Annotated in this window: 29 protein-coding genes; 26 read left to right on the forward strand and 3 right to left on the reverse strand. The window is 66.6% G+C overall.

The features are described from left to right. Positions 1-2 precede the first annotated feature (2 nt). From pcrH to pscL, 19 genes are all read left to right on the forward strand, one after another. Positions 3-509 carry a SycD/LcrH family type III secretion system chaperone PcrH gene (pcrH, locus tag FHW81_RS22710; RefSeq protein WP_003087708.1) on the forward strand — a complete coding sequence of 169 codons (507 nt, stop codon included), beginning with the start codon at positions 3-5 and terminating at the stop codon, positions 507-509. Then, complete coding sequence (gene popB / locus FHW81_RS22715) at positions 490-1,662, forward strand: type III secretion system translocon subunit PopB (protein ID WP_023090638.1); 1,173 nt, start codon at positions 490-492, stop codon at positions 1,660-1,662. Before pcrH ends, popB begins: the two co-directional genes overlap by 20 nt. An 11-nt stretch (positions 1,663-1,673) precedes the next feature. Next, a complete protein-coding gene (gene popD, locus FHW81_RS22720; protein ID WP_023090637.1) occupies positions 1,674-2,561 on the forward strand; it encodes a type III secretion system translocon subunit PopD in 888 nt (295 codons plus the stop codon). A 125-nt stretch (positions 2,562-2,686) separates the two neighbouring features. Next, positions 2,687-3,124 (forward strand): type III secretion system regulatory chaperone ExsC, encoded by a 438-nt coding sequence (gene exsC / locus FHW81_RS22725; protein ID WP_003100769.1) that lies wholly within the window; start codon positions 2,687-2,689, stop codon positions 3,122-3,124. An 8-nt stretch (positions 3,125-3,132) separates the two neighbouring features. Continuing rightward, a complete protein-coding gene (exsE, locus tag FHW81_RS22730; RefSeq protein WP_003100766.1) occupies positions 3,133-3,378 on the forward strand; it encodes a T3SS regulon translocated regulator ExsE in 246 nt (81 codons plus the stop codon). 8 nt (positions 3,379-3,386) lie between these two features. After that, positions 3,387-3,800 carry a YscW family type III secretion system pilotin ExsB gene (gene exsB, locus FHW81_RS22735; RefSeq protein ID WP_023090636.1) on the forward strand — a complete coding sequence of 138 codons (414 nt, stop codon included), beginning with the start codon at positions 3,387-3,389 and terminating at the stop codon, positions 3,798-3,800. Positions 3,801-4,097: 297 nt separating this feature from the next. After that, positions 4,098-4,934 (forward strand): T3SS regulon transcriptional activator ExsA, encoded by an 837-nt coding sequence (gene exsA, locus FHW81_RS22740; RefSeq protein WP_031285634.1) that lies wholly within the window; start codon positions 4,098-4,100, stop codon positions 4,932-4,934. A gap of 97 nt (positions 4,935-5,031) precedes the next feature. After that, complete coding sequence (gene exsD, locus FHW81_RS22745; protein WP_023090634.1) at positions 5,032-5,862, forward strand: T3SS regulon anti-activator ExsD; 831 nt, start codon at positions 5,032-5,034, stop codon at positions 5,860-5,862. A 33-nt stretch (positions 5,863-5,895) separates the two neighbouring features. After that, on the forward strand, positions 5,896-6,318 hold the full coding sequence (gene pscB / locus FHW81_RS22750; protein WP_003100754.1) for a YscB family type III secretion system chaperone PscB: 423 nt from the start codon (positions 5,896-5,898) through the stop codon (positions 6,316-6,318). Then, entirely contained in the window at positions 6,318-8,120 is a 1,803-nt protein-coding gene (gene pscC, locus FHW81_RS22755; protein ID WP_003109511.1) for a SctC family type III secretion system outer membrane ring subunit PscC, read from the forward strand. The genes pscB and pscC overlap by 1 nt, the downstream gene beginning before the upstream one ends. A gap of 1 nt (position 8,121) precedes the next feature. Next, on the forward strand, positions 8,122-9,420 hold the full coding sequence (pscD, locus tag FHW81_RS22760; RefSeq protein ID WP_023090633.1) for a SctD family type III secretion system inner membrane ring subunit PscD: 1,299 nt from the start codon (positions 8,122-8,124) through the stop codon (positions 9,418-9,420). Continuing rightward, on the forward strand, positions 9,383-9,586 hold the full coding sequence (pscE, locus tag FHW81_RS22765) for a YscE family type III secretion system co-chaperone PscE (RefSeq protein ID WP_003100751.1): 204 nt from the start codon (positions 9,383-9,385) through the stop codon (positions 9,584-9,586). The genes pscD and pscE overlap by 38 nt, the downstream gene beginning before the upstream one ends. A 2-nt stretch (positions 9,587-9,588) precedes the next feature. Further along, positions 9,589-9,846, forward strand: coding sequence for a type III secretion system needle filament protein PscF (pscF, locus tag FHW81_RS22770; RefSeq protein WP_003117718.1), 258 nt, complete (start codon positions 9,589-9,591; stop codon positions 9,844-9,846). A gap of 2 nt (positions 9,847-9,848) precedes the next feature. Beyond that, on the forward strand, positions 9,849-10,196 hold the full coding sequence (pscG, locus tag FHW81_RS22775; protein WP_023090632.1) for a YscG family type III secretion system chaperone PscG: 348 nt from the start codon (positions 9,849-9,851) through the stop codon (positions 10,194-10,196). Then, positions 10,193-10,624, forward strand: a complete 432-nt coding sequence (gene pscH, locus FHW81_RS22780; protein WP_003100725.1) for a YopR family T3SS polymerization control protein PscH — start codon at positions 10,193-10,195, stop codon at positions 10,622-10,624. Before pscG ends, pscH begins: the two co-directional genes overlap by 4 nt. Continuing rightward, positions 10,624-10,962, forward strand: a complete 339-nt coding sequence (gene pscI / locus FHW81_RS22785; protein ID WP_003120330.1) for a SctI family type III secretion system inner rod subunit PscI — start codon at positions 10,624-10,626, stop codon at positions 10,960-10,962. The genes pscH and pscI overlap by 1 nt, the downstream gene beginning before the upstream one ends. After that, positions 10,959-11,705 (forward strand): SctJ family type III secretion inner membrane ring lipoprotein Psc, encoded by a 747-nt coding sequence (pscJ, locus tag FHW81_RS22790; RefSeq protein ID WP_003120329.1) that lies wholly within the window; start codon positions 10,959-10,961, stop codon positions 11,703-11,705. Before pscI ends, pscJ begins: the two co-directional genes overlap by 4 nt. A gap of 8 nt (positions 11,706-11,713) precedes the next feature. Beyond that, positions 11,714-12,334, forward strand: coding sequence for a SctK family type III secretion system sorting platform protein PscK (pscK, locus tag FHW81_RS22795; protein ID WP_003100720.1), 621 nt, complete (start codon positions 11,714-11,716; stop codon positions 12,332-12,334). Beyond that, the gene (pscL, locus tag FHW81_RS22800; RefSeq protein WP_003120328.1) at positions 12,313-12,957 is read left to right on the forward strand and encodes a SctL family type III secretion system stator protein PscL; all 645 of its coding nucleotides are present in this window, start codon (positions 12,313-12,315) and stop codon (positions 12,955-12,957) included. The genes pscK and pscL overlap by 22 nt, the downstream gene beginning before the upstream one ends. Positions 12,958-13,059: 102 nt before the next feature. On the opposite strand, the gene bglX is transcribed toward pscL, so the two are convergent. Beyond that, positions 13,060-15,354, reverse strand: coding sequence for a beta-glucosidase BglX (gene bglX, locus FHW81_RS22805; protein WP_023090631.1), 2,295 nt, complete (start codon positions 15,352-15,354; stop codon positions 13,060-13,062). 170 nt (positions 15,355-15,524) lie between these two features. Continuing rightward, positions 15,525-17,582: a putative bifunctional diguanylate cyclase/phosphodiesterase gene (locus FHW81_RS22810; protein ID WP_003113558.1), complete on the reverse strand. Its 2,058-nt coding sequence runs from the start codon at positions 17,580-17,582 to the stop codon at positions 15,525-15,527. Between the two features lie 351 nt (positions 17,583-17,933). On the opposite strand from FHW81_RS22810, the gene FHW81_RS22815 reads away from it, so the two are divergent. The 6 genes from FHW81_RS22815 (at position 17,934) to FHW81_RS22840 (ending at position 23,399) form a co-directional block, all read left to right on the forward strand. Further along, complete coding sequence (locus FHW81_RS22815) at positions 17,934-18,275, forward strand: ribonuclease E inhibitor RraB (protein WP_003087738.1); 342 nt, start codon at positions 17,934-17,936, stop codon at positions 18,273-18,275. A gap of 97 nt (positions 18,276-18,372) precedes the next feature. Next, positions 18,373-19,071 carry a GMP synthase gene (locus FHW81_RS22820; protein WP_003100718.1) on the forward strand — a complete coding sequence of 233 codons (699 nt, stop codon included), beginning with the start codon at positions 18,373-18,375 and terminating at the stop codon, positions 19,069-19,071. 349 nt (positions 19,072-19,420) lie between these two features. Beyond that, positions 19,421-20,833 (forward strand): circularly permuted type 2 ATP-grasp protein, encoded by a 1,413-nt coding sequence (locus FHW81_RS22825; protein ID WP_003087741.1) that lies wholly within the window; start codon positions 19,421-19,423, stop codon positions 20,831-20,833. A 2-nt stretch (positions 20,834-20,835) separates the two neighbouring features. Then, positions 20,836-21,789 carry an alpha-E domain-containing protein gene (locus FHW81_RS22830; RefSeq protein ID WP_003087742.1) on the forward strand — a complete coding sequence of 318 codons (954 nt, stop codon included), beginning with the start codon at positions 20,836-20,838 and terminating at the stop codon, positions 21,787-21,789. After that, entirely contained in the window at positions 21,786-22,586 is an 801-nt protein-coding gene (locus tag FHW81_RS22835) for a transglutaminase family protein (RefSeq protein ID WP_023090630.1), read from the forward strand. Before FHW81_RS22830 ends, FHW81_RS22835 begins: the two co-directional genes overlap by 4 nt. An 81-nt stretch (positions 22,587-22,667) precedes the next feature. Beyond that, on the forward strand, positions 22,668-23,399 hold the full coding sequence (locus FHW81_RS22840; protein WP_003100716.1) for a peptidase: 732 nt from the start codon (positions 22,668-22,670) through the stop codon (positions 23,397-23,399). Between the two features lie 7 nt (positions 23,400-23,406). On the opposite strand, the gene FHW81_RS22845 is transcribed toward FHW81_RS22840, so the two are convergent. Next, complete coding sequence (locus FHW81_RS22845) at positions 23,407-24,228, reverse strand: cytochrome c (RefSeq protein WP_003100707.1); 822 nt, start codon at positions 24,226-24,228, stop codon at positions 23,407-23,409. Between the two features lie 112 nt (positions 24,229-24,340). Here FHW81_RS22845 and FHW81_RS22850 point away from each other — a divergent pair, with 112 nt between their 5' ends. Beyond that, entirely contained in the window at positions 24,341-25,228 is an 888-nt protein-coding gene (locus FHW81_RS22850; RefSeq protein ID WP_003087746.1) for an AEC family transporter, read from the forward strand. The last annotated feature ends 302 nt before the right edge of the window (positions 25,229-25,530 follow it).

Here is a 25,530-nt window from a genome sequence, read left to right on the forward strand (position 1 = left end):
CCATGAACCAGCAAGCGACCCCTTCCGACACCGACCAGCAACAGGCGCTGGAGGCCTTCCTGCGCGACGGCGGCACCCTGGCGATGCTTCGCGGACTCAGCGAGGACACCCTGGAGCAGCTCTATGCGCTGGGCTTCAACCAGTACCAGGCGGGCAAGTGGGACGACGCGCAGAAGATCTTCCAGGCACTGTGCATGCTCGACCACTACGACGCCCGCTACTTTCTCGGCCTGGGCGCCTGCCGCCAGTCCCTCGGTCTCTATGAGCAGGCCCTGCAGAGCTACAGCTACGGCGCGCTGATGGACATCAACGAGCCGCGCTTTCCCTTCCATGCCGCCGAGTGCCACCTGCAACTGGGTGATCTCGACGGAGCCGAGAGTGGCTTCTACTCGGCCCGGGCCCTGGCCGCGGCACAGCCGGCGCACGAGGCCCTGGCCGCGCGTGCCGGCGCCATGTTGGAAGCCGTAACCGCGAGAAAGGATCGAACATATGAATCCGATAACGCTTGAACGCGCCGGACTGCCCTACGGGGTGGCCGACGCCGGGGATATCCCGGCGCTCGGCAGGCCGGTCGCGAGGGATGTCGAGAGTCTGCGGGTGGAGCGCCTGGCGGCGCCGGCCGCGGCTTCCGCGAGCGGCACGGGGGTGGCGCTGACGCCGCCGTCCGCAGCCAGCCAGCAGCGCCTGGAGGTCGCCAATCGTGCGGAGATCGCCAGCCTGGTGCAAGCAGTGGGCGAGGATGTCGGACTGGCGCGGCAGGTTGTGCTGGCCGGCGCTTCGACGCTGTTGTCCGCCGGCCTGATGTCGCCGCAGGCGTTCGAGATCGAGCTGGCGAAAATCACCGGCGAAGTCGAGAACCAGCAGAAGAAACTCAAGCTGACCGAAATCGAGCAGGCGCGAAAGCAGAACCTGCAGAAAATGGAGGACAACCAGCAGAAGATCAGGGAATCGGAAGAAGCCGCGAAAGAAGCCCAGAAGTCCGGTCTGGCAGCCAAAATCTTTGGTTGGATCAGTGCAATAGCTTCGATCATCGTCGGCGCAATCATGGTGGCAACCGGCGTCGGCGCGGCCGCGGGTGCACTGATGATCGCGGGCGGTGTCATGGGAGTGGTCTCCCAGTCGGTACAGCAGGCAGCCGCGGACGGATTGATCAGCAAGGAAGTGATGGAAAAGCTCGGCCCGGCACTGATGGGTATCGAGATCGCCGTCGCGCTGCTGGCGGCGGTGGTCAGCTTCGGCGGCTCAGCGGTCGGCGGGCTGGCCAGACTGGGCGCGAAGATCGGCGGCAAGGCGGCCGAGATGACCGCCAGCCTGGCGAGCAAGGTCGCCGACCTGGGCGGCAAGTTCAGCAGTTTGGCCGGCCAATCGCTGTCGCACTCGCTGAAACTCGGCGTGCAGGTTTCCGACCTGACCCTGGACGTCGCCAACGGCGCGGCCCAGGCCACTCATTCGGGATTCCAGGCGAAGGCCGCGAACCGCCAGGCCGACGTGCAGGAATCGCGTGCCGACCTGACCACCCTGCAGGGCGTGATCGAGCGCCTGAAGGAAGAGCTGAGCCGCATGCTGGAAGCATTCCAGGAAATCATGGAGCGGATCTTCGCCATGCTCCAGGCCAAGGGTGAAACCCTGCACAACCTGTCCAGCCGACCGGCAGCGATCTAAGGAGACATCACATGATCGACACGCAATATTCCCTGGCGGCTACCCAGGCCGCGATCCCCTCCGAGCCGATCGCTCCCGGCGCCGCCGGGCGTTCCGTCGGCACGCCGCAAGCGGCTGCGGACCTGCCGCAGGTGCCGGCCGCGCGGGCCGACCGGGTCGAACTGAACGCTCCGCGCCAGGCGCTCGACCCGGTGCGCATGGAAGCGGCCGGCAGCGAGCTGGACAGCAGCGTCGAGCTTCTGCTGATTCTCTTCCGCATCGCGCAGAAAGCGCGCGAGCTGGGCGTGCTCCAGCGCGACAACGAGAACCAGTCGATCATCCACGCGCAGAAGGCGCAGGTGGACGAGATGCGCAGCGGCGCCACGCTGATGATCGCCATGGCGGTGATCGCTGGCGTCGGCGCATTGGCCTCGGCGGTGGTCGGCAGCCTCGGCGCGTTGAAGAACGGCAAGGCCATCAGTCAGGAGAAGACCCTGCAGAAGAACATCGATGGGCGCAACGAACTGATCGACGCGAAGATGCAGGCGCTTGGCAAGACCTCCGACGAGGATCGCAAGATCGTCGGCAAGGTCTGGGCGGCGGACCAGGTGCAGGACAGTGTGGCGTTGCGTGCGGCGGGCCGTGCCTTCGAGAGCCGCAACGGCGCCCTGCAGGTGGCCAACACGGTGATCCAGTCCTTCGTCCAGATGGCCAACGCCTCGGTCCAGGTGCGCCAGGGCGAATCGCAGGCGAGCGCCCGGGAAGGAGAGGTCAACGCCACCATCGGGCAGAGCCAGAAGCAGAAGGTCGAGGACCAGATGAGCTTCGATGCCGGCTTCATGAAGGATGTCCTGCAGCTCATCCAGCAGTACACCCAGAGCCATAACCAGGCCTGGCGTGCGGCGGCCGGAGTGGTCTGAGCCGTCTCCGCGCGGGAGGAAAAGGCCACAGCGATGTGGCTTTTTTCTTAAAAGAAAAGTCTCTCAGTGACAAAAGCGATGCATAGCCCGGTGCTAGCATGCGCTGAGCTTTAGGAGGCGCCCCCATGGATTTAACGAGCAAGGTCAACCGACTGCTTGCCGAGTTCGCAGGCCGTATCGGTTTGCCTTCCCTGTCCCTCGACGAGGAGGGCATGGCGAGCCTCCTGTTCGACGAACAGGTGGGCGTCACCCTGTTGCTGCTCGCCGAGCGCGAGCGTCTGTTGCTGGAGGCCGATGTGGCGGGCATCGATGTGCTGGGCGAGGGGATCTTTCGCCAGCTCGCCAGCTTCAACCGCCATTGGCACCGTTTCGATCTGCATTTCGGCTTCGACGAGCTGACCGGCAAGGTCCAGTTGTATGCGCAGATTCTCGCAGCGCAACTGACCCTCGAATGCTTCGAGGCGACCTTGGCCAACCTGCTCGATCACGCCGAGTTCTGGCAGCGCCTGCTGCCGTGCGACAGTGATCGCGAGGCGGTCGCTGCGGTCGGCATGAGGGTTTGAGCGGCCCCATGAAAATCGAATCGATTTCGCCGGTGCAGCCGTCCCAAGACGCTGGAGCTGAGGCGGTGGGGCATTTCGAGGGGCGTTCGGTGACCCGCGCGGCCGTTCGCGGCGAGGACCGTTCCAGCGTGGCCGGGCTGGCGCGCTGGCTGGCGCGCAACGTGGCTGGCGATCCGCGTAGTGAGCAGGCCTTGCAGCGTCTCGCCGACGGTGACGGCACGCCGCTGGAGGCGCGCACGGTCCGGCGCAGGTGAGGTGCTGGATGCTGTTGCCGCTGGCGTTGCTGCTCGGCGGTTGCGTCAGCCAGCCCGCGCCGATGTCGCCGAAGGTGACGGTGGGTGGTTCGGTGGGCGGCGTTTTCCTGCAGGCGCGCCAGGCGCAACTCAGGCTGCGCCTGTATGCCGTCGTTCAGGGAAGGATGCAAACGATTGCCGAGCGGCGCTACCGGGTGTCCGGGTTGCCGTTGCGCTATGCCTTCGATCTGGAGGTCGACAGGTTGGAGGGCGAGGCATTGTACCTGCGTACCGAGCTTTCCTGGGTGGGCGTCGCGGCGGTCCAGGCGAGTGCCTGGCAACAGGTGGCGGCGGGCGTCGATGAGCGGGTCCGGCTGGTTCGGCGCGACTGTTTTCCGAATTGTACGGCCGCTCGCCCGGAAGAAAGATCTGGCAACGATTGATACATTGCCTGCTGTTTCGGAAAGTGCGTATGGAGATTAAAGAAGTGCAAGTCTCGTTCGTTTTCAGGGAAGGCCTCGAATAATAAAACTGGTACTTTTGTTCCGCTTCTAAAGAAGGCTGGATTAATTGGCGGAAGCCGACTCGCTCTGCGAATCAGCGCACGTCGGATAATCCTGATTATTATAAAATCGACTCCGTGCTCATGGCTTTGAAAATCAATAAAACGGAGCGTATTCATGCCTCTCCGCTCGGCGGGGCATTCAAGGTACGACGGGAAGTGTTGGGGTTCTTATAATATGCAAGGAGCCAAATCTCTTGGCCGAAAGCAGATAACGTCTTGTCATTGGAACATTCCAACTTTCGAATACAGGGTAAACAAGGAAGAGGGCGTATATGTTCTGCTCGAGGGCGAACTGACCGTCCAGGACATCGATTCCACTTTTTGCCTGGCGCCTGGCGAGTTGCTTTTCGTTCGCCGTGGAAGCTATGTGGTAAGTACCAAGGGAAAGGACAGCCGAATACTCTGGATTCCATTATCTGCCCAGTTTCTACAAGGCTTCGTCCAGCGCTTCGGCGCGCTGTTGAGCGAAGTCGAGCGTTGCGAGGAGCCCGTGCCGGGCATCATCGCGTTCGCTGCCACGCCCCTGCTGGCCGGTTGCGTCAAGGGGTTGAAGGAATTGCTTGTGCATGAGCATCCGCCGATGCTCGCTTGCCTGAAGATCGAGGAGTTGCTGATGCTCTTCGCGTTCAGTCCGCAGGGACCGCTGCTGATGTCGGTCCTGCGGCAACTGAGCAACCGGCATGTCGAGCGTCTGCAGCTATTCATGGAGAAGCACTACCTCAACGAGTGGAAGCTGTCCGACTTCTCCCGCGAGTTCGGCATGGGGCTGACCACCTTCAAGGAGCTGTTCGGCAGTGTCTACGGGGTTTCGCCGCGCGCCTGGATCAGCGAGCGGAGAATCCTCTATGCCCATCAGTTGCTGCTCAACAGCGACATGAGCATCGTCGACATCGCCATGGAGGCGGGCTTTTCCAGTCAGTCCTATTTCACCCAGAGCTATCGCCGCCGTTTCGGCTGCACACCGAGCCGCTCGCGGCAGGGGAAGGACGAATGCCGGGCTAAAAATAACTGACGTTTTTTGAAAGCCCGGTAGCGGCTGCATGAGTAGAATCGGCCCAAATTGCAGGCTCTGACGAGCGCGCAATGTAGTGAGGAAGCCAAGGCAGAGAATGGAGCAGGAAGACGATAAGCAGTACTCCCGAGAAGCGGTGTTCGCCGGCAGGCGGGTATCCGTGGTGGGCTCGGACGCCCGCTCGCGGGGTCGGGTGCCGGGTTACGCATCGAGCAGTTTGTATCGTGAGTCCGGAATCATCAGTGCGCGGCAACTGGCGTTGCTGCAGCGGATGCTGCCGCGCCTGCGGCTGGAGCAACTGTTCCGCTGCGAATGGTTGCAGCAGCGCCTGGCGCGCGGCCTGGCACTGGGGCGCGAAGAGGTGCGGCAGATTCTCCTCTGCGCGGCGCAGGACGACGACGGCTGGTGCGCCGAACTGGGCGACCGGGTCAACCTCGCCGTGCCGCAGTCGATGATCGATTGGGTCCTGCTGCCGGTCTATGGCTGGTGGGAAAGCCTGCTCGACCAGGCGATCCCCGGCTGGCGCCTGTCGCTGGTGGAGCTGGAAACCCAGTCCCGGCAACTGCGAATCAAGTCCGAATTCTGGTCCCGCGTGGCCGAGCTGGAGCCGGAGCAGGCCCGCGAGGAACTGGCCAGGGTCGCCAAGTGCCAGGCGCGCACCCAGGAACAGGTGGCCGAACTGGCCGGCAAGCTGGAGACGGCTTCGGCACTGGCGAAGAGCGCCTGGCCGAACTGGCAGCGGGGCATGGCGACGCTGCTCGCCAGCGGCGGGCTGGCCGGCTTCGAGCCGATCCCCGAGGTCCTCGAATGCCTCTGGCAACCTCTCTGCCGGCTGGAGGACGACGTCGGCGCGGCGGACGCCGTCCAGGCCTGGCTGCACGAACGCAACCTGTGCCAGGCACAGGATCACTTCTACTGGCAGAGCTGAGCGGCCGGCGAAAGCCGGCCCTACCGAGGAATCATGGATCATCTGTTGAGCGGATTGGCCACTCGCCTGGGCCAAGGGCCCTTTGTTGCCGATCGGACGGGTTCGTACCACCTGCGCATCGACGGACAGAGCGTCCTGTTGCTGCGCCAGGGCGACGACCTGCTGCTGGAAAGCCCGCTGGAGCACGCCCCCCTGGACCCGCAGCGCGACCAGCTGGGGTTGCTGCGGGCGCTGTTGTCGCGGGTCGCCAGTTGGAGCCGGCGCTATCCCCAGGCCATCGTCCTGGACGCGGACGGGCGCCTGCTGTTGCAGGCGCGGCTGGGCCTCGACGGCCTCGATCCCGAGCGACTCGAACGGGCCCTGGCCGCCCAGGTGGGGCTGCTCGAGGCGCTGGCGCCGGAGCTGGAGCCGCTGCCCCGCGGGTTGCCGCCGCAGGCTCCGGTGTGGCGTCCCTGATGCGCCGCCTGCTGATCGGCGGACTGCTGGCGCTGCTGCCTGGCGCGGTCTTGCGCGCGCAGCCGCTGGACTGGCCCAGCCTGCCTTACGACTATGTGGCGCAGGGCGAAAGCCTGCGCGACGTGCTGGCCAACTTCGGCGCCAACTACGATGCCTCGGTGATCGTCAGCGACAAGGTCAACGACCAGGTCAGCGGTCGCTTCGACCTGGAAAGCCCGCAGGCCTTCCTGCAGTTGATGGCCTCCCTCTACAACCTCGGCTGGTACTACGACGGCACCGTGCTGTACGTATTCAAGACCACCGAGATGCAATCGCGGCTGGTGAGGCTGGAGCAGGTCGGCGAGGCCGAGCTGAAGCGCGCGCTGACCGCCGCAGGCATCTGGGAACCGCGCTTCGGCTGGCGTGCCGACCCTTCCGGGCGGCTGGTGCACGTGTCCGGTCCGGGGCGCTATCTCGAACTGGTCGAGCAGACCGCCCAGGTGCTGGAGCAGCAATACACCCTGCGCAGCGAAAAGACCGGCGACCTCAGCGTGGAGATCTTCCCGCTGCGCTATGCGGTCGCCGAGGACCGCAAGATCGAGTACCGCGACGACGAGATCGAGGCGCCGGGCATCGCCAGCATCCTCTCGCGGGTGCTCAGCGATGCCAACGTGGTTGCGGTGGGCGACGAGCCGGGCAAGCTGCGCCCGGGACCGCAATCGAGCCATGCGGTGGTCCAGGCGGAACCGTCGCTGAATGCGGTGGTGGTGCGCGACCACAAGGACCGGTTGCCCATGTATCGCCGCCTGATCGAAGCCCTCGACCGGCCCTCGGCGCGGATCGAGGTCGGCTTGTCGATCATCGACATCAATGCCGAGAACCTCGCCCAGCTGGGCGTCGACTGGAGCGCCGGGATTCGCCTGGGCAACAACAAGTCGATCCAGATCCGCACCACCGGCCAGGATAGCGAGGAGGGCGGCGGCGCCGGTAACGGGGCGGTCGGCAGCCTGGTGGACAGTCGCGGGCTGGATTTCCTGCTGGCCAAGGTCACCCTGTTGCAGAGCCAGGGGCAGGCGCAGATCGGATCCCGGCCGACCCTGCTGACCCAGGAGAATACCCAGGCGGTGCTCGACCAGAGCGAAACCTACTATGTGCGGGTCACGGGTGAGCGGGTGGCCGAGCTGAAGGCGATCACCTACGGCACCATGCTGAAAATGACGCCGCGAGTGGTGACTCTCGGCGATACGCCGGAGATCAGCCTCAGCCTGCACATCGAGGACGGCAGCCAGAAACCCAATAGCGCCGGCCTGGACAAGATCCCCACGATCAACCGCACGGTGATCGATACCATCGCCCGCGTGGGCCATGGCCAGAGCCTGCTGATCGGCGGCATCTACCGCGACGAACTGAGCCAGAGCCAGCGCAAGGTACCCTGGCTCGGCGACATTCCCTATCTCGGCGCACTGTTCCGCACTACCGCGGACACCGTGCGCCGCTCGGTGCGGCTGTTCCTCATCGAGCCGCGGCTGATCGACGATGGCGTCGGCCATTACCTGGCGCTGAACAACCGTCGCGACCTGCGCGGCGGCCTGCTTGAAATCGACGAGTTGTCGAACCAGAGCCTGTCGTTGCGCAAGCTGCTCGGTAGCGCCCGCTGCCAGGCGCTGGCGCCGGCCAGGGCCGAACAGGAGCGCTTGCGCCAGGCCGGCCAGGGTTCGTTCCTCACGCCCTGCCGGATGGGTGCGCAGGAGGGCTGGCGGGTGACCGACGGCGCCTGTCCCAAAGACGGCGCCTGGTGCGTCGGCGCGGAGCGCGGGAATTAGCATGGCCTGGAAGATCCGCTTCTACAGTGGGCTGAACCAGGGCGCCGAAGTCTCGCTCGGAGAGGGCCGGGTGGCGCTTGGCAGCGATCCGTTGCAGGCCGACCTGGTGTTGCTCGACGAGGGCATCGCGGCAGTCCACCTGGTGCTCGAGGTCGATGCCCAGGGCGTGCGCCTGCTGGAATGGGCGGAGGGCTGCGAGCCTCGCCAGGACGGCCAGGCGCAAGTCGCCGGAGCGATCCTGCAGGCGCTTGCCGGGCAGACCTGCGGCCCGCTGCGCTGGGCATTCTGCGACCCGCAGCGGAGTTTTCCCGAGCGTTTCCCCGAAGCCGAGGTGCAGACCGCGCCAGTGCGCCGCAAGTCGTCCGCCCGTGCCGGCGGGGCCTGGCTGCTCGGCGTCAGCCTGGCGCTGGCGCTGTGTCTGCTGGGCATGCTCGTCGAACCCTGGTCGGCCCGCCAGCACGGCATGGCCGGCGAGGAGCCCCTGGCGAAGGTGCGCGCCTACCTGCGCGAGCAGGGCATGAGCGAGGTGGATGTGCAGCGCCAGGGCGACAGTCTCCTGCTCGGCGGCTACCTGGAGGACAACGCCCGGCGCCTGGCGCTACAGCGCTACCTCGATGGCAGCGGCGTGGACTACCGACTGGAAGCACGGAGCATGGAAGACATTCGCCAGGGCGTGGATTTCATCCTGCAGAAATTCGGCTATCGGCAGATCCTCAGCAGCAACGCGGACAAGCCTGGCTGGGTCCGGCTCAACGGCGAACTGGCGGAACAGGACGAACGCTGGGCGCGGATCGGCGCATTGCTGGAGTCCGAGGTGCCGGGCCTGCTCGGGGTGGAAAACCAGGTCCGGGTGGCCGGCTCGCACCTGCGCCGCCTCGAGCGCCTGCTGGCGGACGCCGGCCTCGACCGGCAACTGAGTTTCCGCGAGCGCGGCGAGCGCATCGAGTTGAGCGGCACGCTCGACGAGGTCCAGCTCAGCGCCTTCTACCGCCTGCAGCGCGAGTTCCAGCAGGAATTCGGCAACCGCCCGAGCCTGGTGCTGCTCAGTCGCGGCAAGCGCGCCAGCGGCGACGAACTGGAGTTCACGATTCGCTCGGTGTCGCTGGGGCGGGTGCCCTATGTAGTGCTCGGCGACGGCCAGAAATACCCGGTGGGCGCCTCGACATCCCGCGGTGTGCGAATCCTCGCCATCGAGCCGGAGTCGATCCTGGTGGCCCGCGGCAAGCAGCGTTTCATCATCAATCTCAAAGGGGAGGTGCTCCATGATGACAGCCTTGGAAACGCGACTGTCGGTCGCTGACGGCACGCATGCCGCAGCGCTCCGGCAGCGTCTGCAGGCGGCGCTGGCGGAGTGTCGCCGGGAACTGGCCAGAGGCGCCGGCCCGGAGCGCTTCCAGTTCCTGCAACAGCAGGCCCGGGCCCTCGAAGGCGGTCTCGGCATTCTTTCGCAGCTCACAGAGGACTAAGCATGGCGCAGATATTCAACCCCAACCCGGGGAATACCCTCGATACCGTGGCCAATGCCCTGAAGGAGCAGGCCAACGCAGCGAACAAGGACGTCAACGAAGCGATCAAGGCCTTGCAGGGGACCGACAATGCCGACAACCCGGCGCTGCTGGCCGAGCTGCAACACAAGATCAACAAGTGGTCGGTCATCTACAACATCAACTCGACGGTGACCCGTGCGCTGCGCGACCTGATGCAAGGCATCCTGCAGAAGATCTGAACATGGACACTTCACTGATACGCGAATTGGCGGAACTGGCGCTGGCCGGCAGCGGGCAGCACTGCCACGAAGAGGCGCTGTGCATCGCCGAGTGGCTGGAGCGCCTCGGACAGGACGAAGCGGCGGGGCTGATCCGGATTTCCAGCCTGGCCAACCAGGGGCGCTATCAGGAAGCCCTGGCCTTCGCCCATGGCAATCCCTGGCCGGCGCTGGAGCCCTGGTTCGCCTTGTGCGAGTGGCACCTGGGGCTGGGCGCCGCGCTGGACCGCAGGCTGGCCGGGCTGGGCGGCAGCAGCGATCCTGCCCTGGCCGACTTCGCCGCCGGCATGCGCGCCCAGGTGCGGACATGAGCCGCATCGACACGCCGCCGGGATTCGCCGTCTATCCGTCGGCCAGTCCAAAGGCGGCGAACCTGCCGGCTGTCGATCAGGTGCTGGCTTTCGAGCAGGCCCTCGGCGGCGAGCCGCCGGCGGCCGGACGCCGCCTGGCCGGGTTGGAGAACGGCGCTCTCGGCGAGCGCCTGCTGCAGCGCTTTGCCCAGCCGCTGCAAGGGTTGGAGGCGGACCGCCTGGAGCTGAAGGCGATGCTCCGTGCGGAACTGCCGCTGGGACGCCAGCAGCAAACCTTTCTCCTCCAGTTGCTCGGTGCAGTCGAGCATGCGCCGGGCGGCGAATACCTGGCGCAACTGGCGCGTCGAGAATTGCAGGTGCTGATCCCGCTCAACGGCATGCTCGACAACCTCGTGCGCAACAGCCACAAACTCGACCTGGAGTCATGATGGATATCTCTCGGATGGGCGCCCAGGCGCAGATCACCAGTCTCGAAGAACTCTCCGGCGGCCCGGCCGGCGCGGCCCACGTCGCCGAGTTCGAACGGGCGATGGGCGGTGCCGGCAGCCTGGGCGGCGACCTGCTCAGCGAACTGGGGCAGATCAGGGAGCGTTTCAGCCAGGCCAAGCAGGAGTTGCAGGTGGAGCTGTCGACGCCCGGCGACGATCCCAACAGCCTGATGCAGATGCAGTGGTCGCTGATGCGCATCACCATGCAGGAAGAGCTGATCGCCAAGACCGTCGGGCGCATGAGCCAGAACGTCGAAACCCTGATGAAGACCCAATGAGGCGAACGGTGAAAGGTCTGTCGCGCATGGCGCTCCTGGCGCTGGTCCTGGCGTTGGGCGGGTGCAAGGTCGAACTCTATACCGGGATCAGCCAGAAGGAAGGTAACGAGATGCTGGCGCTGTTGCGTTCGGAGGGTGTTTCCGCGGACAAGCAGGCGGACAAGGATGGCACCGTGCGCCTGCTGGTGGAGGAATCGGATATCGCCGAGGCGGTGGAGGTGCTCAAGCGCAAGGGCTATCCGCGGGAGAACTTCTCCACACTGAAGGATGTGTTTCCCAAGGACGGGCTGATTTCCTCGCCCATCGAAGAGCGCGCGCGGCTCAACTACGCCAAGGCCCAGGAGATTTCCCATACCCTTTCCGAGATCGATGGCGTGCTGGTGGCGCGGGTCCATGTGGTGCTGCCAGAGGAGCGCGACGGACTGGGCAGGAAGTCCTCGCCGGCATCGGCCTCGGTGTTCATCAAGCACGCCGCCGACGTGCAACTGGATGCCTACGTGCCGCAGATCAAGCAACTGGTGAACAACGGCATCGAAGGACTCAGCTACGACCGCATCAGCGTGGTGCTGGTGCCGTCGGCCGGGGTCCGCCAGGTCCCGCTGGCGCCACGCTTCGAGAGTGTCTTCTCGATCCAGGTGGCGGAGCACTCGCGCGGACGCCTGCTCGGCCTGTTCGGCCTGCTGCTGGCGTTGCTGCTGGCGAGCAACCTGGCGCAGTTCTTCTGGCACCGGCAACGGGGCTGAGCGGCGCGATGCCATTGACGGCCTACCAGTTGCGCTTCTGCCCGGCCCGCTACATCCACGAGTCGCACCTACCCGCGGTATTGCTGCGGTTGCTGCCGGCGCTGCCGGACTGGCGGCGACAGAGCGTTCTCAACGCCTGGCTGCTGGAGCAACTGGAATTGGACTGCGCGTTCCGCATGCCCGCGCAACTGGGCGGGCTGGCCCTTTACCCGCAGGCGGCGCTGGAACGGACCCTGGGCTGGCTCGGCGCGCTGCTGCACGGCCAGGCCTTGCGGCAGGTGCTGGACGGTGCGCGGGTACGGCGCATCCGCGCGCAGATCGGCGAACAGGGCCAGCGTTTCTGCCTGGAGCAGCTCGACCTGCTCATCGGTCGCTGGCCGCCCGGCTGGCAGCGGGCCTTGCCGGAAAACCCGGAAGAAGGCTATTTCCGGCGCTGCGGCCTGGCTTTCTGGCTGGCCGCCTGTAGCGATGCCGACTGCGGTTTCTCGCGGCGCCTGCGCCTGCGCCTGGAGGCCATGCCGGCCCCGGCGGACTGGACCTTCGACGAACAACGGCGATCCCTGGCGCGGACCCTGTGCCTGAAGGTCGCCCGACAAGCGAGCGATGAATGCTTCCATTTGTTGAACTAGACGCCAGTCGCGTACGGCTGGCCCCCGGGCAGGCCCTGTTGCGCGCCCGCGACTACCAGGACTACCTCAGCGCCAACCGCCTGGTGGAAGCGGCCCGCGAGCGTGCCGCCGAAATCGAGCGCGAGGCCCACGAGGTTTACCAGGAGCAGAAGCGCCTGGGCTGGGAGGCCGGACTGGAGGAGGCGCGTCTGCGCCAGGCCGGGCTGATCCAGGAAACGCTACTGCGCTGCAATCGCTACTACCGGCAGGTCGATCGCCAGCTTGGCGAGGTGGTGCTGCAGGCGGTGCGCAAGGTGTTGCGCCACTACGACGCTGTCGAGCTGACCCTGGCGGCCACGCGCGAGGCACTGGCATTGGTGAGCAACCAGAAGCAGGTGATCCTGCACGTCCAGCCGGAACAACTGGCCGCGGTGCGCGAGCAGGTCGCCCGGGTGCTCAAGGATTTCCCCGAGGTGGGCTACCTGGAAGTGGTCGGCGATGCCCGGTTGGACCAGGGCGGTTGCATCCTGGAAACCGAGATCGGGATCATCGACGCTTCGCTCGACAGCCAGTTGGCGGCGTTGCAGGCCGCATTGACGGAGAGCGTGGCGCGGAGCGGCGAGGAGGAAGGGGACGCCGGTTGAGGGAACCAGGCGCCGCCCCCGGCCCGGGCGTTGGCTCCGGGCCGAGGGCTGAGACGCTGCCGTTCGCCCGCGGCGGCGACGCTGGCGGTGCGGTCGGCGCCTTCAGAGCAGGGTGAAGCTGCGGCTTTCGGTTTGCGCCGAATCCAGGCCGACGAAGACCTTGAACTCGCCCGGCTCGGCCGTGTGCCTGAGCTGGCTGTCGTAGAACTTTAGGTCTGCCTCGCCGAGGCGGAAGACGATCTCCCGCGATTCGCCGGGCTCCAGCATCACCTTGCGGAACCCGCGCAGTTCCTTCACCGGACGGCTGAGGCTGGCGACCGGGTCCTGCAGATAAAGCTGGACCACCGTGGCGCCGGCGCGCTTGCCGCTGTTACTGAGCGTGACCCGCGCTTCCAGGGTAGCGCCGCGGGCCAGCCGTTCGCTGGACAGGCGCAGGGGCGAGAGACTGAACTCGGTGTAGCTGAGGCCGTAGCCGAACGGGTAGAGCGGGCCGTTGGCTTCGTCGAAATAGCGCGAGGTGTATTTGCCGGGGTTGTCGTGGTCCATCGGCCGGCCGGTGTTCAGGTGGTTGTAGTAGACCGGAACCTGGCCCACCGAGCGCGGGAAGGATATGGTCAGCTTGCCGCTGGGGTTGTGCTCGCCGAACAGCACGTCGGCGATGGCGTTGCCGCCTTCGGTGCCACTGAACCAGGTTTCCAGGATCGCGTCGGCGTTTTCCTGCTCCCAGCCCAGCGACAGCGGTCGGCCGTTCATCAGCACCAGCACCAGCGGCTTGCCGGTGGCCTTCAGTGCCTTCAGCAGCCGCCGCTGGCTGGCCGGGATGCGCAGGTCGGTGCGACTGGAGGCCTCGTGGGCCATGCCCTGCGATTCGCCGACCACGGCGACCACCAGGTCGGCGTCGCGCGCGGTGCGCAAGGCCTCCTCGAGCATCGCCTCGGCGGAGCGCGGATCGACCTCGACTTCCGGGTTGTAGCTGTTCAGGTAGTCGAGGATCGCCTGGTCGCCACTGACGTTGGCACCCTTGGCGTAGAGCAGGGTGGCACGCTCGCCGACGGCATTGGCCAGGCCCTGGTAGACGGTTACCGCCTGGCGTGGCACGCCGGCTGCCGACCAACTGCCGATGACGTCGCGCTGGCTCTTGGCCAGGGGGCCGATCACGGCGATCCGCCCCTGTTTCTTCAGCGGCAGCAGACCGTCGCGGTTCTTCAGCAGGACCAGTCCTTCGCGAGCCACCTCGCGGGCGGCCTGGCGGTGCAGGCGGCTCTCGGCGTTGGTGTCGAACGGCGGGTCGTCCGGCTTGCCCAGGCGCCGGTAGGGATCGGCGAACAGGCCGAGGTCGTACTTCGCCGCCAGCACGTCGCGGCAGGCGCGATCGATGTCGGCCTGGTCGATCTCGCCGGCCGCCAGCAGCTTCGGTAGCCAGGTCGAGTAGAGATCGTCGTTCATGTTCATGTCGACACCGGCCTGGATCGCCAGGCGCGTGGCGTCCCGCTCGTTGCCGGCGAGGCCGTGCTTGATCAGTTCCTTCACCGCGCCGTGGTCACTGATGGTCAGCCCCTTGAAGCCCCACTGCTGGCGCAACAGGTCGGTCAGCAGCCAGCGGTTGGCGGTGGCGGGCACGCCGTTGATGGTGTTCAGCGAGACCATCACCGCGCCGGCGCCGGCGTCCACCGCGGCCTTGTAGGGCGGCAGGTAGTCCTGGAACATGCGCGGCAGGCTCATGTCCACGGTGTTGTAGTCGCGGCCGCCTTCGGCCGCGCCGTACAGGGCGAAGTGCTTGACCGCCGCCATGATGCTGTCCGGGGCGGCCAGGTTGGAGCCCTGGTAGGCACGGACCATCACGCCGGACAGCAGCGAGGTCAGGTAGGTGTCTTCGCCGAAGCCTTCCGAGACCCGCCCCCAGCGCGCGTCGCGGGTGATGTCGACCATCGGCGAGAAGCTCATGTCGAGCCCGTCGGCGCTGGCTTCCAGGGCGGAGATCCGCGCGCTGCGGGCGACCACCTCGGGGTCCCAGCTGGCGGCCAGGCCGAGGCTGATGGGAAAGATGGTGCGGTGCCCGTGGGCCACGTCGTAGGCATGGAACAGCGGGATCTTCAGGCGGCTATGGCGGACCTGGTCCTGCATGGCGCGAATGTCCGGGCGGGTCACGGTATTGAATATGGCGCCGACCTTGCCGGCGCGGATATCCGCCATCAGCGCTTCCTTGGGATGGTCGGCGCCGACGCTGACCAGGCGTAGCTGGCCGATCTTTTCCGCGTTGCTCATGCGAGCCATCAGGCTGGCGATGAAACGCTCCTTGTCGGTGGCCGGCGGATTGCCGGATTCGCCCTGGCCAGCCGCCAGTGCCGGGCTCCCGCTCAGCCCGATGAGAAGCCCCAGTACACACAGCCTGTTCATGCATGTTTTCTCGTTATTGGATAGACGCTCGTCGTGGCGGCGTGACATGTCGCGGCATGCCGCCCGGCGGGCGCGACATAAGGTGTTCGCAGCGCGGGCGGAAGTCAACGAGACGGCGATGGGCGAATCTGCCGGTTCTGACAGGTCCCGTGGCGCGCCGCTGGCGGCGCTCAGGCGACGCTGGCGAGCAACTGCTCGGCCGGCATCGGCCTGCCGAGCAGGAAGCCTTGCAGCGAATTGCAGCCGAGGCGGGTCAGGAACTCCTGCTGGGCCTCGGTTTCCACGCCCTCGGCGACGATCTTCAGGTTCAGCGTGCGGCCGAGGGCGACGATCGCCGAGACGATCGCGGCGTCGTCGCTGTCGTGGGCCAGCTCGTTGATGAAGCCACGGTCGATCTTCAGTTCGCTCGCCGGCAGGCGTTTGAGATACAGCAGGCTGGAGTAGCCGGTGCCGAAGTCGTCGATGGAGATGCCGACGCCCATCGCCGACAACTGCTCGAGGATCACCAGGCTGGCATCGGCATCGCGCATGGCGGTCGATTCGGTCACCTCGAGGATCAGGTGGCTGGGCTCCAGGCTGTGGCGCAGGAGTGCGTTGCGTACCGAGTCGACCAGGCCAGCATGGGCGAACTGCAGGGCCGAAAGGTTCACCGCGATGTTCCAGTCCGCATGTCCGCCGTCCAGCCAGAGGCGCATCTGCCGACAGGCTTCGTCGAGCACCCACTCGCCGATCTGCACGATCAGGCCGGTCTTTTCCGCCAGCGGCAGGAACTGGCCGGGGGTGATCAGCCCGTGTTGCGGATGCTCCCAGCGCAGCAGCGCTTCCACGCCGATCATCGGTCCGTTCGGCGCCAGTACCTTGGGCTGGTAGTGCAAGACCAGTTGCCGGCGCTCCAGGGCCTGGCGCAGGTCATGCAGTAGTTGCAACTGTTCCTGGGCGTTGGCGTTCATCGAACTCTCGAAGAAGCAGTAGCCGTTCCGTCCCTGGTCCTTGGCGTGATACATCGCCGCGTCGGCATTGATCATCAGCTCGTGGCGGGTCTGCCCGTCGCCGGGGTAGAGCGCGATGCCGATGCTCGCCGAGATCCGCACCTCGTGGCGGGATATCTGGTACGGCTGGCTGATCCGCTTCACCAGCTTCTCGGCCAGGGTCGCGGCGTCGGCGGGCTCTCGGGCCTCGATCAGCAGGACGAACTCGTCGCCGCCGAGGCGGGCGATGGTGTCCTGGGCGCGGACGTTGGCGCGGATACGCTCGGCGACTTCGATCAGCAACAGGTCGCCGAGGTGATGGCCGTAGGCATCGTTGACCGCCTTGAAGCCGTCCAGGTCCATGAACAGCACGGCGAACCGGCGATCGTCGCGGATCGCCTGCTGGATCGCCTGCTCCAGGCGGTCGTCGAGGAGCATGCGGTTGGGCAGCTTGGTCAGGTTGTCGTGCAGGGCCAACTGGATCAGCTCGCGGTTGGCTCGTGCGAGGGAGGTGGCGAGCACCGAGGTACGTGCCTCGAGGCGCGAGTCCAGCACCGAGACGATCAGGGCGATGGCGATCACCGCCAGGGTGATCACGATGACCAGCACCGCCAGCCAGCCGTTGTCGATGCCTCGGCCGGCGGCGCCGCAGAAGCTGCCCAGGGGGAACTGCGCGGCGGCCATCCCGGTGTAGTGCATGCCGACGATGGCGCAGCCCATCACCAGGGCGGCGCCGGCGCGGACCAGGACGATGCGCCGGCTGCCATGGCGCAGGCGGAAGGCGATCCACAGCGCGGCGCCGGAGGCGATCACCGCGATCAGGATGGAGAGGCCGAGCCACAGCGGGTCGTAGACGATCCCCGGCATCATCAGCAGGGCGGCCATCCCGGTGTAGTGCATGGCGGCGATGCCGCTGCCCATCAGCAGGGCGCCCAGCGCCAGGCGTTGCCAGGGGAGTTCCGCCTGGCACACCAGCCAGAGGGCGAAGGCCGAACTGCCGACGGCCAGCAGCAGCGACAGCAGGGTCAGGCCCAGGTCGTAGCCGAGCGGGATCGGCAGGCTGAAGGCGAGCATTCCGACGAAATGCATCGACCAGATGCCGAAGCCCATGGCGAAAGCGCCGCCGATCAGCCAGGAGAGCGCCTCGCGGCCTTTCGCCAGGGTCACCCGGCCGGCCATGTCGAGAGCGGTGTAGGACGCCAGGATGGCCACAATCAGGGAAAAGGCGACAAGAACCTGGTTGTAGCTGCTGATAAGCATGAAAGCGTCCGAACGGGATAGCGGGAGAGAAGTGGTTGATATCAACCTGATATTATTGCACGAGTCGCTTTCGCCAATGCCATCGGGCAGGACCAACGGACGCCGGCGCAGGCGGAATCTTGCTCAACGGCCGGGCCTTTTGTACAGCGCTTTGTCTGCCGCCGGTCGCCGCCCGCCGGGGCAGGCGGCGGAAAGCTCGGCAGCGCTGGCAGGTTGACGCTACCCTGAAAGAAGCCATGGTCGTCCGATCTTCTCTGGCTTGATCAAAAAACTCTCATGATCGCCGACGATGGCTTCAGCTGAATGGGGAATCGGTGAACTTTCTGAATGTCTCGACAGGAGGTGCGTCTCATGGAAAAGCCCTTCTCGGATGATGTCAGCGTGAATGTCCTGCGTCGCATGAAAGAAGGCGGCTTCGACTTCGCGCGCATCCATCCCATCGACTTCTTCGCCATCTTTCCCAGTGAGCGGGAGGCCCGCCAGGCCGCGGGCCAGTTTCGCGGCGAGTCGCTCAGGGCCCAGGTCGTCGCTCGCGACGATGGCTCCTGGAACCTGCAGGTCAGCAAGGTGATGTACGCCACCCATGCCGCCATCGGTGCCTTCGAACACGACCTGGAGGAAGTCGTGGTGCCGCTGGGCGGCGTGCTGGACGGGTGGGGCGTGACCCAGGAGGTCACTTCGCTGCGTCCGTGACGGCGGCGGGACCCCGGCCGCGATCCCGGGCCGGGGCTCCTGCGTCGGGCTTTCCTTCCTCGAAGGCTTTCCTTCAGACTGGGGAAGGAGGTAAGCCATGAGCGATATTCTGATCCTGACCCATGCCGAGTTCTGTCCGCCAGGCCATCTGGGTGCCGTGCTGGCGGAGCGCGGCCTGGACTTCCGCGTGATCCGCGCCGATCTCGGCGAACTCGCCGGTCTCGACGCCGAACGCCCGCGAGCGGTGGCGATCATGGGTGGGCCGATGAGCGTCAACGACGACCTGCCCTGGTTGCGCGACGAACTGGCGCTGCTGCGTCGCTTCATCGAGCGGCGCATCCCGCTGATCGGCCATTGCCTCGGCGGCCAGTTGCTGGCCCGCGCCCTGGGCGCGACGGTGCGGCAACAGCCCTACACCGAAATGGGCTGGCAGCCCATGCAGCGGGAAAGCCGCGACAGTCCATGGCTGGCCGGGCTGCCGGAGCGCTTCTCGATCTTCCAGTGGCACGGCGATGCCTTCGACCTGCCGCAGGGCGCCGAGCGCCTGCTGTCCAGCCCCTGGTGCGAGAACCAGGGGTTTTCCTGGGGTGGTCACGTACTCGGCCTGCAAGGCCATCCGGAAATGACCGAGGAACTGGTGCGGCGCTGGATCGCCGGCTGGCCGCACCTGCTCGATCCCTCCCAGCCCAGCCAGCAATCCGCCGAGGACATGCTGGCCGGGTTGCCTGCCAGGATTGCCGGGCTGAATCGGGTGGCCGAGGGTTTCTACCGTCATTGGCTGTCGCTGATCGATTGACCTTCCCGGCCGCGGGCGCCCCCCTGGCACTACCGCCGGTCCGCTTTATCGCTCGTTCGAGCGAGGCGGCTGTCTGCATGGAAGGGAGGGGAGAAGCCGTCTCCCTTCCGGGTCTGTTCTAGACTTATCGGTCCCACAGGTCGCTTCGCGATCGGCAGGTCGATGCCGGTCCGTGGCCGCGGGGCGCGCATGCCGTCGAACGGGGCGCCCTTCCTCTCCCTGTGGGCAGGATGCACCAGACTGGGGCGAACCCGCCGCGCCGACCCTGCGAATCGCCGACGAGCCGTGATCCGCGCGCTGGCACGGGCTTTGCGAGTTCCCCATCGTTCGTGACGACAAGGAGTCCGGCATGGCACGCATGTTTTACGACGAGATGCACGATGCTGGCGGCGAATGCCGCTCGCATTATCGGGAATTCGCTCGCTGGCTGGCCGACACCCCTGAAGAGCAACTGCTGCAACGCCGGCGTGAAGCCGACCTGCTGTTCCACCGCGCCGGCATCACCTTCACCCTGTACGGCGACGAGCAGGGCACCGAGCGCCTGATCCCCTTCGACACCATCCCGCGCAGCATTCCCGCGGCGGAGTGGGCGCACATCGAGGCCGGCTGCATCCAGCGCGTCCAGGCGCTGAACCTGTTCCTCGCCGACCTCTACCACGAACAGCGCATCCTCAAGGCCGGGGTGATTCCTGCCGAGCAGGTCCTGGCCAACGACCAGTACCAACTGGCGATGCAGGGACTGGACCTGCCGGGCAACGTCTACGCGCACATTGCCGGGGTCGACCTGGTCCGCGACGGCAGCGGCAACTATTACGTGCTGGAGGACAACCTGCGCACGCCCAGCGGTGTTTCCTACATGCTGGAAAACCGCAAGATGATGATGCGCCTGTTCCCCGAGCTGTTCGTCCGCCAGCGCGTGGCGCCGATCGACCACTACCCGGACCTGCTGCTCGACACCCTAAAGCGGGCCAGTGACGTCGAATCGCCGAGCGTGGTGGTATTGACGCCGGGACGTTTCAACAGCGCCTACTTCGAACACGCCTTCCTCGCCCGCGAGATGGGCGTGGAACTGGTCGAAGGCGCCGATCTGTTCGTCCGCGACGAGCGGGTCTACATGCGCACGACGGCCGGACCGCAACCGGTGGACGTGATCTACCGAAGGATCGACGACGCCTTCCTCGACCCGCTGGCGTTCAACCCGGATTCGCTGCTCGGCGTGCCCGGCCTGCTGGCCGCCTACCGGGCCGGCAACCTGGTGCTGGCCAACGCGATCGGTACCGGGGTGGCCGACGACAAGTCGATCTACCCCTACGTGCCGGACATGATCCGCTTCTACCTCGGCGAAGACCCGCTACTGCACAACGTGCCGACCTGGCAATGTCGCAAGCCGAAGGAACTGGCGCACGTCCTGGCGCACCTGCCGGAGCTGGTGGTGAAGGAGACCCAGGGTTCCGGCGGCTACGGCATGCTGGTCGGACCGGCGGCCAGCCGGGAGGAAATCGAGCTGTTCCGCGAGCGCCTGAAGGCTCGCCCGGAGGCCTATATCGCGCAACCGACGCTGTCCCTGTCGACCTGTCCGACCTTCGTCGAGAGCGGCGTCGCGCCACGCCATATCGACCTGCGGCCGTTCGTCCTGTCGGCGCCGGATCGGGTTCGCCTGGTGCCTGGCGGGCTGACCCGGGTGGCGTTGCGCGAAGGCTCGCTGGTGGTCAACTCGTCCCAGGGCGGCGGCACCAAGGACACCTGGGTGGTGGAGGAATAAGCATGCTCAGCCGGACCGCTTCCGACCTGTACTGGATGTCGCGCTACCTGGAACGCGCGGAGAACCTCGCCCGCATGCTCGACGTCAGCTACTCGCTGTCGCTGTTGCCGCAGGACCGCAACGGCGGCGGCCTGGACGAACTGGCCATGCCGCTGCTGATCACCGGCACCCTCGACGCCTACCTGGAGCGCCACGGCGAACTGGCCGCCGAGCGCCTGCTGAGTTTCTTCGCCCTCGACCCGGACAACCCGGCGAGCATCTACAGCTGCCTGGCTGCAGCGCGCGCCAGTGCCCATGCGGTACGCGGGCGGATCACCCTGGACATGTGGGAGAACATCAACGCCACCTGGCTGGAAATGCGCGGCATCGCCGCCGAGGGCATCCTGCGCTATGGCATCAGTCGTTTCTGCGAATGGGTGAAGGACCGCTCGCACCTGTTCCGCGGCGCGACCTTCGCCACCAGCATGCGCAACGATGCGTTCCGCTTCATCCGTCTCGGAACCTTCATCGAACGCGCCGACAATACCTTGCGCCTGCTCGATGCGCGCTACCAGACCCAGGGCGAAGCGGCGCTCGCCGGGGCGGACGAGGGCACCGCGCGCGGCTACTACCAGTGGAGCGCGCTGCTGCGGGCGCTATCCGCCTTCGAGGGCTACACCGAGCTGTACCGCGCCTCGCCCAACGCGCGCAACATCGCCGAATTGCTGCTGTTGCGCGAGGACGTGCCGCGTTCGCTGCTGTCCTGCATCGAGGAACTGAGCGAGATCCTTTCCGGCCTGCCCGGTGTCAACGGCCGGCCGGCGCAGCGCCTGGCCGCCGAGCTGGAGGCGCGGGTGCGCTACACCGGCATCGACGAGGTGCTGGAGCAGGGCCTGCATACCTGGATCACCGACTACATCCTGCTGGTTCGCCAGTTGGCCAACGCCATTCACAGCTCCTACCTGGAGGCCGCATGAGACTCTCGATCACCCACGACACCACCTATCGCTACGAAGACCGGGTGCGCGCCAGCATCCAGTACCTGCGCCTGACCCCGCAGGACAGCGAGCGCCAGCACGTGGTCGATTGGCGCCTGGACCTGCCGCGCCCGGCGCGGCCGCTGCGCGATCCGTACGGCAACATCCTGCACGTCCTGACCCTGGACGAACCGCATGAGTCGGTCCTGATCGCCGCCCACGGCCTGGTCGAGATCGACGAGGAGCGCGAGGTGGAGCACGATCGCCAGTCGCCGTTGCCGTTCCTGCGCAGCACCCGCCTGACCGGCGCCGATGCCGAGATGCGCGCCTTCGCCGAATGCGCCATGGGCGGCCGCAAGGATCGCGGCGGCCTGCTCGACCTGATGCATGCGCTGCACGAGCATATCCTCTACCAGCCGGGGGCGACCCGCGTCGACAGCACCGCCATCGAGGCCTTCGGCGCACGCGCCGGGGTCTGCCAGGACCATGCCCATGCCTTCCTCGCCTGCATTCGCAGCCAGGGTGTGCCGGGGCGCTATGTCTCCGGCTACCTCTACACCGAGGACGACACGCACCTGGCCAGCCATGCCTGGGCCGAGGCCTGGCTCGGCGACGGCTGGTACAGCTTCGACGTGACCAACCGGCTCGGCCGTCCGGAGCGCCATCTCAAGCTGGCCGTCGGCCTCGACTACCTGGATGCCTGCCCGGTGCGCGGCTTGCGCCGTGGCGGCGGTTGCGAGCAGATGCATGCGCGGGTGCTGGTCAGCGCGCCGCTGCTGCAGGTGCAGCAACAGTGACGATCCATTGCGCGCCTGGCGTTATCGGCGATTGCCTTTACGCTTGAGGGGCGGGGACGGACGGAATAAGGAAGATTCGAGATGACCTACTGTGTCGCGATGCACCTGGCCGACGGCTTGGTGTTCGCCTCCGATTCGCGGACCAACGCCGGGATCGACCATATCGCCACCTTCCGCAAGCTGTTCACCTTCGGCACGCCCGGCGAGCGCCTGCTGGTGGTGCAGACGGCCGGCAACCTGGCGACCTCGCAATCGGTGATCAACCTGCTGCAGCAGCGCATCCGCCGGGACGGCGCCAGCCTGCTCAACGTGCCCTCGGTCTACGACGCCACGGCGCTGATCGCCGAGACCACCCGCGAGGTGATGGCCCGCGACGGCGGCAATCTGGCCGGCAATACCGACCTGAGCTGTTCCTTCCTGGTCGGCGGGCAGATCGCCGGCGGACCGCCGGCGCTGTACAGCATCTACCCCCAGGGCAACTTCATCCAGGCCACGCCGGACACGCCTTTCCTGCAACTGGGCGAAAGCAAGTACGGCAAGCCGATCCTCGACCGCAACCTGACTTTCGACACGCCGCTGGAGCAGGCCCTGCGCTGCGCGCTGGTGTCGTTCGACTCGACCATCCGCAGCAACCTCTCGGTGGGCATGCCGCTGGACCTGCTGGTCTACCACCGCGACAGCCTGATCCTGCCGGAGGGCTACCGGGTCACCGAGGACGACGCCTATTTCAGCGCCATCCGCCGCCAGTGGAGCGCCGGCCTGCACGACTTGCTGGAGCGCCTGCCGTCGCCGCCCTCGGCGTACAACATCTGACGCCGCTTCAGCCGGCCGCGCCCGCTTTGCGGCCGGCCATGTGGCGCAGGTAGCCGATCAGCTGGCGCAACTCCTGGTCGTCGATCACCCGTTCCGGGAACGCCGGCATTTTCGCCTGTGGCCATTGCCGCAGCGCCTGCGGGTCGCGGATGTAGCGGGCGAGGAATTGCGGCTGGAAGTACTCGGTGGGGTTGTACGGCAGGTTCAGGTCCGGGCCGAACTGGGCGTCGCCGGCACCGTTGAGACGGTGGCAGGCCAGGCAGTTCTTCTGGAACACGGCGAAGCCGGCGCGCACTTCCGCGCTGGCGTCGGCGGCCGGCAGCAGAGCCGGGAAGCGTTCGGCCAGAGGGGACTGGTAGCGGATGCGGACGACCTGGAAGGGCCATTGCTCCGGACCGATGCGTTTTTCCTCGGGTTTGCTCCAGACCAGATAGAACGGCCCGGCGGACGGCTTGCCGGCGCCCAACGGCGGCCAGGGGCGCTGCGGATCCTCTATCGCCAGCCAGGCTTGCGAGCCCTGTTCGGCGAGCAGCGGGGCGGCCGGCAACTCGGCGGCGAAGCCATCGCTGGCCACGGCCTGCAAATGGTCTTCGGGATGCACGCCTTTCAACAAGGCCGCCAGTGGCACGGCGCGGTAGCGCATGTTCCGGCGGTAGGCGACGTCGGCCGGGATGTCCAGGTCGCGGGCCTGCGGATGCCTGAGCAGTTCTTCGCTGCTCCAGGTCTGCGTGCCCCCCGGCAGTTCCAGGCGGAGCTCGGCGGCCCAGGCGGCAGCCACAGGGAAGAGCAGGGCACCTAGCAACGCCAGGCGCGGGAGAGTGACAGGCATGCGGGTTCCTCGTGCATCCGCCGGTTATGGCATGGAGCGAGAGATTGGCACGGAACGGGGGCCTCGCGGTAGCATGCGGGCCATTGCATAGCTGGCTAACCAAGGGGTTCCCGTGCTCGCCGAGTTGTTCGCCGTGATGGCGCCCGTGCTGTTCGGCGCCGGTGTCGGTTACGTCTGGGTCCGTCTCGGACACGCCTATCCGACCGAGTTCGTTTCGCGCATCGTGTTCAACATCGGTTCGCCATGCCTGATCCTCGCCACCCTGGCGCATACCCGGGTGGACCTGCACAGTTTCGGCCGGATGGCCCTGGCCAGCGCGCTGATCTGCGTCTGCATGGCTGCGCTGGGCTGGGCGGCGGCGCGCCTCGGGCGCCAGGAGTGGCAGGTGCTGGTGCCGGCCTACAGCTTCCCGAATGTCGGCAACATGGGCCTGCCGGTGTGCCTGTATGCGTTCGGCGAGGCGGGGATGACCCTGGCGGTGGCGTTCTACCTGATCATGTCGATCGGCAACTTCAGCCTCGGCGTGTTCTGGATGAGCGGCGAGCGCTCCTGGCGCTCGCTGCTGGGCAATCCGATCCTGCTCAGCGTGCTGCTGGCCTTGTTGTTGATGGGGCTCGACCTGCAACTGCCACGCTGGATGGCGAATACCGTCGACCTGATGGCCGGGCTGACCATTCCGCTGATGCTGATCACCCTCGGCGTGTCCCTGGCCAGCATCCGCCCGCGGCAACTGGGCAATGGCTTTTTCTATGGCGGCTTGCGTCTTCTGCTGGGGGCGCTGGTGGGCTGGTCGGTGGCGCTGGCGTTGCAATTGCCGCCGCTGGCGCAGGGGGTGCTGGTGGTGCAGTCGTCGATGCCGGTGGCGGTGTTCAACTATCTCTACGCCTTGCGCGGCAATCGTTCGCCGGATCAGGTCGCCAGCCTGGTGCTGTGTTCGACCCTGCTGTCGTTCGCCTTCATTCCGCTGCTGCTGACCTGGTGGCTGCCTGCGCTGCGCTGACCGCGAGGCGGTGCGCAGCGTGCAGGCAGCAGGTGCCCTAGCGGATCAGACTGTTAAGGTTGGGAAGGATCAGGATGACTGTGGTGGCGAAGACGATGAGGCTCGCTTGCCGCCATCTTTTTGGCTGCTCGTTCAACATGGCCTGTCTGCCTTTCTTGTTGTCGGGTGGCTGCCTGCTCCGCGCTACGGCCCGGCGGAACGGCTTGCCACGCAGTGGCGTACTCTTCGGTCGGCCCGGCATCCCCGGCGTCGACCTCCCTTTCGAACGCTTGCATGAATCAGTCTAAGCCCCGGCCTGCGCG

The sequence above is a fragment of the Pseudomonas sp. RC10-4-2 genome (genome assembly GCF_050433085.1).
Taxonomy (GTDB): Bacteria; Pseudomonadota; Gammaproteobacteria; order Pseudomonadales; family Pseudomonadaceae; genus Pseudomonas; species Pseudomonas aeruginosa.